Source organism: Gordonia sp. NPDC003422 (assembly GCF_053588675.1).
In genome coordinates this window covers 64,173-70,292 of sequence record NZ_JBSFQL010000027.1, presented here as the reverse complement: position 1 = coordinate 70,292, position 6,120 = coordinate 64,173, and the positions used below count along the sequence as shown (strand labels likewise).

Sequence of the window (6,120 nt, the reverse complement as noted above, 5' to 3'; positions counted from 1 at the left end):
ATTATCTGTTTGTTTTTGCTTAACGGGCGTTCGCCAGAACGGGCGTTCTCCAACTCGGCACCGGTTGTCGCGAGAACGGTCGCTCCGTATATGCACCCGAGTTCATATACACACAGTTGCATAGTGCGCTGTTGCAGTGTTAGCGTCGGATCATGGCGCTCGAGCATGCGATCCTCGTATCCCTGGCCGAACGCCCCGGCACGGGGTACGAGATCGGTCAGCAGTTCGACCGGTCGATCGGCTACTTCTGGTCGGCAACCCATCAGCAGATCTACCGAACCCTGAAGAAGCTGCACACCGACGGACTCGTCAGCTTCGAGTCGGTGGCCCAGAACGGACGGCCGGACAAGAAGCTCTACACCATCTCCGACGACGGCCGAAAGGTGTTGGCGGACTGGGCGATGAGCCCCACACCCCTGCAACCACTGCACAGCGACCTCGGGGTCAAGCTCCGGGCCGCCGAGTTCGGCGATCTGGCTGCCATCATCGGCGAACTCAAGGCGCATCGGGACGAGCATCTCGCCCAGTTGGCCATCTACCAAGGCTTTGCCGCCGACTACTACCCCGACCCGACGTCGTTGACCGGACGAAAGCTGCACCAGTACTTGGTGCTCCGCGGCGGCCTTCGCCAGGAGCAGAGCTTTGTCGATTGGTGCGACGAGGTCATCGAGGCCCTCGAACGCGAACTCTCATCCTGACCACCACCCGACCGATCAATCCCCTGAGATGAAAGGCAACGCCATGTCAGCCCACACGGCCGAGCGCAATCCGCACTTCCCCCACCTTTTCGAGCCGCTGCAGATCGGCGGCATGACCATCAAGAACCGCCTGGTCATGGGGTCGATGCACACGGGACTCGAAGACCGGGTGTGGGACGCCGACAAGCTCGCCGCGTACTTCGCCGAGCGCGCGAAAGGCGGTGCGGGTCTGATCATCACCGGCGGCTTCGCCACCAGCCGCACGGGCGTGCTCTCCCCGGCCGGCGGCAAGCTGACCAACGTCCTCGAGGTCAAGCGTCACAAGAAGGTGACCCAGGCCGTGCACGACGAGGGCGGCAAGATCGCGATGCAGCTGATCCACGCCGGTCGCTACGGCTACAACCCGTTCAAGGTCGCCGCCGGGTCCGAACCGTCGCCCATCCACCCGTTCAAGCATCTGAAGATGACCGAGCCGATCATCTGGCACGTCATCCGTACCTTCGGCCGCTCGGCCAAACTGGCGCGTCAAGCTGGGTACGACGCCGTCGAGATCATGGGCGGCGAAGGCTATCTCATCAACCAGTTCCTGTGCCCGCACACCAACGACCGCACCGACAAGTGGGGCGGAACCACCGAGAATCGGCAACGCTTCCTGGTGGAGGTCATCAAGGAGATGCGTCGCCAGGTGCCGCGCGATTTCCCGATCATCCTGCGCCAGTCCATCGCCGACCTGATCCGCAAGGGCCAGACGTGGGACGAGGTCGCGCTCATGGCGCGCAAGGCCGAGGAGCATGGCGTCGACGCCATCAACACCGACATCGGCTGGCATGAGGCGCAGGTCCCGACAATCGTCACCTCGGTGCCCCGCGGCGCGTTTGTGAAGTTCACCGAACGACTCCGCGACCAGGTGTCCATCCCCCTCATCGCCGCCAACCGCATCAATACCGCGGAACTGGCCGAGGAAGTCCTCGAGCGTGGCCGCGTCGACGCCATCCAGATGGCTCGCCCGTTCCTCGCGGATCCGCAACTCGCGATCAAGGCACAAGAGGGACGTTCCGACGAGATCAACACCTGCATCGGCTGCAACCAGGCGTGCCTCGATCACGCCTTCGTCGGCAAACACGTTTCGTGCCTTGTCAATCCGCAGGCCGGACGCGAGACCACATTGCTTCTCGGTCCGACGCGTCGGGCCAAGCGGGTGGCGGTCATCGGCGCAGGACCGGCCGGCTTGTCTGCCGCGGTCGCCGCAGCCAAGCGTGGCCACAAGGTCGACCTGTACGAAGGCGGACCCAGCATCGGCGGCCAGTTCTCGATCGCGTCGCGCATCCCGGGTAAGGAAGAGTTCCGGGAGACCATCCGCTACTTCACCCGACAACTCGAGATCAACAACGTCAACGTCTTGCTGAACAAGCGAGTCACCGCCGATGAGATCATCGACGCGAAGTACGACGACGTAATCGTCGCGACCGGCGTCACACCCAGAATCCCGAGCATCCCGGGCGTCGACCACCCGATGGTGATGTCCTACGCCGACGCCGTGCTCGGACGCCGCGAGATCGGCAAGCGGGTGGCCGTCATCGGTGCCGGCGGCATCGGCTTCGACGTCAGTGAATTCCTCACCACCGACGAGTCGCCGTCGCTGAATCTCAAAGAGTGGGAACAGGAATGGGGCGTCACCGAGGACGGCTCCAAACCCGGCTTCGTCACCAAGCCGCGGCCGCTGCCGGCCATCCGCGAGGTGTACCTCGTGCAGCGCAAGTCCGGCAAGCAGGGCAAGACGCTCGGCAAGACCACGGGCTGGGTGCACCGCGCGACGATCAAGATGAAGGGCGTCGAGCAGATCTCGGGTGCCCATTACGACAAGATCGACGACGCCGGACTGCACCTGAGTTTCCGTGACGAGGAAGGCAATGTCACCGATACCCGGATTCTCGAGGTGGACAACGTCGTCGTGTGTGCGGGCCAGGAATCGGTGCGCGAGCTGATCGACCCGCTCACCCTCGCCGGCGTCACCACGCACGTGATCGGCGGTGCCGACCTGGCCGCCGAACTCGACGCCAAACGGGCCATCCGGCAGGGTACCGAGGTGGCGGCGGGCATCGGCTGACCGGGCCCGATACGGCTGGCGGCTACGATGGCCGCCATGCCGTTGCCGTCACCCACCGAATCCGCTCGAGCCGTCGTCACCGGGGCATCATCCGGGATCGGCATGGAACTGGCGCGCGCACTGGCTGCGCGTGGCCATTCGCTGATCCTGGTCGCCCGCCGCGGCGACATTCTCGAAGACCTCGCCGGCGAGCTGCAGGATCGGCACGGCGTTGTTGCCGAAGTTCGCGCGGTGGATCTCTCCGAGCCGCCCGCTGTCGAGGTTCTGGTCGCCGAGTTCGCCGACCGAGAGATCTCGATCTTGTGCAACAACGCCGGGATCGCCACGTTCGGCGCCGTGAGCGAGCTCGACCCCGCATATGAGCGTGCGCAGGTTCTCTTGAACGTCAACGCGGTTCACGACCTGACCCTCGCGGTTCTCCCCCAGATGGTCCAGCGTGGATCGGGGGGCATCTTGATGGTCGGGTCTGCCGCGGGCAACATGCCGATTCCCAACAACGCCACCTACGCCGCCACCAAGGCCTTCGTGAACACGTTCAGCGAGTCGGTGCGCGGCGAGGTGGCCGGGCAGGGCGTGCACGTAACCTTGCTGGCCCCAGGACCCGTGCGTACCGAGACACCATCGGCCGACGACGCGTCGATCGTCGACCGGATGGTGCCCGACTTCCTCTGGCACTCGAGCACCAAGGTTGCCGAGATGAGTCTGGATGCCTTGGCGCACAACAAGATGCGCGTCGTCCCCGGCACCCTGTCCAAGGCCATGTCGGTGGCCGGCGGCTACAGCCCGCGGGCAATCGTCGCACCGATTGTCGGCTCCTTCTACAAGAAGCTCGGTAACGACGAACACTGATCGAACCCGGAGTCGGTGATCGAGCGTCGATTCGTCGGGTTACTCGAAGGACATCTCGGACTCGGTTAGCGCGGGTCGCGTTAGGTGATCTCGACACGGTGCCTCGCCTAGCGGCTCGATCAGCGGGGGTGGCTCTACCTCCGTCGCCTACCCGTCCCGAAGATCGCGCGACTGAACTCTCGCCCCGCAGCACTGGCCGCCGATCGCAGGAAACTCTGCATCGGCTTGCTGGTGAGCACCTCGGTGAGCACTCCGGGCTCCTCAGGCGCTGGCTTGGGCGCAGGAGCCGGCGCGGGCGCGGGTGCGGGCGGCGGCGGTGGTGCGTCCGGTGATTCGTTCGGGGCCAACACCTTTGCGGTCAGCTTCTCGTATGCCGATTCCCGGTCGATCGACTGACCGTACTTGGCATACAGCGGACTTGCCTTGGCGGCAGCGGTGATGCCTTCGGCGCCAACGGCTTCCATCGACGAGCGGGGCGGACGCATGATCGTCCAGGCAACCGGCGTGGGCGCACCCTTCTCCGACAGCACGGTGACGACGGCCTCGCCGGTGCCCAACGATGTCAGCGCCTGGTCGAGCTTGTAGACATCGGAGACGGGGTAGGTCTTGACGGTCTTGCTGAGCGCCTTCTGGTCGTCGGGCGTGAACGCGCGCAGCGCGTGTTGAATTCGAGCGCCGAGCTGCGACAACACCTCGTTGGGGATGTCGGTCGGCAGCTGCGAACAGAAGAACACGCCGACACCCTTGGAGCGAATGAGTTTGACGGTCTGCACCACCTGGTCGACAAAGGCCTTCGACGCGTCGTCGAACAGCAGATGGGACTCGTCGAAGATGAACACCAGTTTGGGCTTGTCGATGTCGCCGACCTCCGGCAGGAACTCGAACAGGTCGGCCAGAATCCACATCAGGAAGGTGGAGAACAGCGCCGGTCGCGCGGCCTGCGCACCCAGTTCGAAGAGCGTCACGATGCCGCGGCCGTCCGGCGCCAGTCGGAGCAGATCGGCCGGCTCGACCTCCGGTTCGCCGAAGAAGGTGTCGCCACCGTCGGCCTCCAGATTCGTGAGGGCGCGCAGGATCACCCCGGCCGTCTGCGTCGAGACACCGCCGATCGCCTTCAACTCCGGTTTACCCTCGTCGCTGGTGAGGTGGGCGATGACCGAGCGCAGGTCTTTCAGATCCAGCAGCGGCAGACCCTTCTGATCCGCCCAGTGGAAGATCAGTCCCAACGTGGATTCCTGGGTTTCGTTGAGCCCCAACACCTTGCTCAACAGAATCGGCCCGAAAGAGGTGATCGTTGCGCGGATCGGCACACCGATACCTGTCGAGCCGAGCGACACGAACTCGACCGGATATGCAGACGGCTGCCAGTCATCGCCGGTCTGCTGCGCACGCGCCGTGATCTTGTCATTGGTCACCCCCGGTTGGCTGAGGCCCGACAGGTCACCCTTGATGTCGGCCATCACGACCGGCACCCCGTTGGCCGAGAGTTGCTCGGCGATGAGCTGCAGCGACTTTGTCTTACCGGTGCCGGTCGCACCCGCGACGAGACCGTGCCGATTCATCATCGCGAGCGGGATGCGCACCCTGGCTGCGGGGTCGACCTGGCCGTCGACCGACACCGTCCCCAGTTCCAGCGACGTCGACCCGAACGCGTACCCGGCGGCGATCTTCTGGGCCGGGCTGGGTTCGGCAGGCGGATTCGTGCTCTGGTCTGGGCCATTGGCGTCGGTCACGGGCGTCCTCTCGTCGACGAGCATCCTCGAGAGCAACAATAGCGATCGACACCTGTTGGTTAAGCTCGATGCGTGCAGGACAAACTGGTGTGGATCGATTGTGAGATGACCGGCCTGGATTTGGGGTCCGACAAGCTCATCGAGATCGCTGCTCTGGTCACCGACGGTGACCTCAACGTTCTCGGCGAGGGTGTGGACATCGTGATCCACGCCGACGACGACGCTCTGGCCGGCATGCCCGACGTTGTCACCAAGATGCATGCGGCGTCTGGGCTCACCGAGGAAGTGCGCGCATCCACGGTCACCTTGGCCGAAGCCGAGAATCGCGTGCTCGAGTACATCCGCAAGCACGTGACCACCGCCGGAGCGGTTCCACTCGCCGGCAACTCCATCGCCACCGACCGCGGGTTCATCTCCCGGGACATGGCCGAACTCGACGCCTACCTGCACTACCGCATGGTCGACGTCAGCTCCATCAAGGAACTGTGCCGCCGCTGGTATCCACGCATCTACTTCGGGCAGCCGGAGAAAGGTCTGGCCCACCGCGCCCTCGCCGACATCAAGGAATCGATCCGCGAGCTGCGCTACTACCGTGCGGCCGCGTTTGTTCCGCAGCCGGGCCCCGACGCCGACGCCCTCACCGCCATCGTCGAGGAACTCGGCCCCGCCTGAACGCGCTGGTCATCAACCGATTGGTGTTGGATGGCGGCCACCCGCTAGAGTATGACCTTGG

At 64.7% G+C, this 6,120-nt stretch carries 5 protein-coding genes; 4 read left to right on the top strand and 1 reads right to left on the bottom strand.

Translation table 11 applies throughout. From position 1 onward, the window contains the following. Window positions 1-152: 152 nt before the first annotated feature. From ACWDTF_RS20475 to cmrA, 3 genes are read left to right on the top strand one after another with little or no spacing between them, the layout of a single operon-like run. Window positions 153-698 (top strand): PadR family transcriptional regulator, encoded by a 546-nt coding sequence (locus ACWDTF_RS20475; RefSeq protein WP_240860047.1) that lies wholly within the window; start codon window positions 153-155, stop codon window positions 696-698. Window positions 699-741: 43 nt separating this feature from the next. Further along, window positions 742-2,805 carry an NADPH-dependent 2,4-dienoyl-CoA reductase gene (locus ACWDTF_RS20470; RefSeq protein WP_240860048.1) on the top strand — a complete coding sequence of 688 codons (2,064 nt, stop codon included), beginning with the start codon at window positions 742-744 and terminating at the stop codon, window positions 2,803-2,805. A 36-nt stretch (window positions 2,806-2,841) separates the two neighbouring features. Continuing rightward, entirely contained in the window at window positions 2,842-3,654 is an 813-nt protein-coding gene (gene cmrA / locus ACWDTF_RS20465) for a mycolate reductase (protein ID WP_240860049.1), read from the top strand. Between the two features lie 134 nt (window positions 3,655-3,788). Here cmrA and ACWDTF_RS20460 read toward each other — a convergent pair whose 3' ends face one another. Then, complete coding sequence (locus tag ACWDTF_RS20460) at window positions 3,789-5,411, bottom strand: helicase HerA-like domain-containing protein (RefSeq protein ID WP_449754956.1); 1,623 nt, start codon at window positions 5,409-5,411, stop codon at window positions 3,789-3,791. Window positions 5,412-5,459: 48 nt separating this feature from the next. On the opposite strand from ACWDTF_RS20460, the gene orn reads away from it, so the two are divergent. Beyond that, window positions 5,460-6,059, top strand: a complete 600-nt coding sequence (gene orn / locus ACWDTF_RS20455) for an oligoribonuclease (RefSeq protein WP_355276131.1) — start codon at window positions 5,460-5,462, stop codon at window positions 6,057-6,059. The last annotated feature ends 61 nt before the right edge of the window (window positions 6,060-6,120 follow it).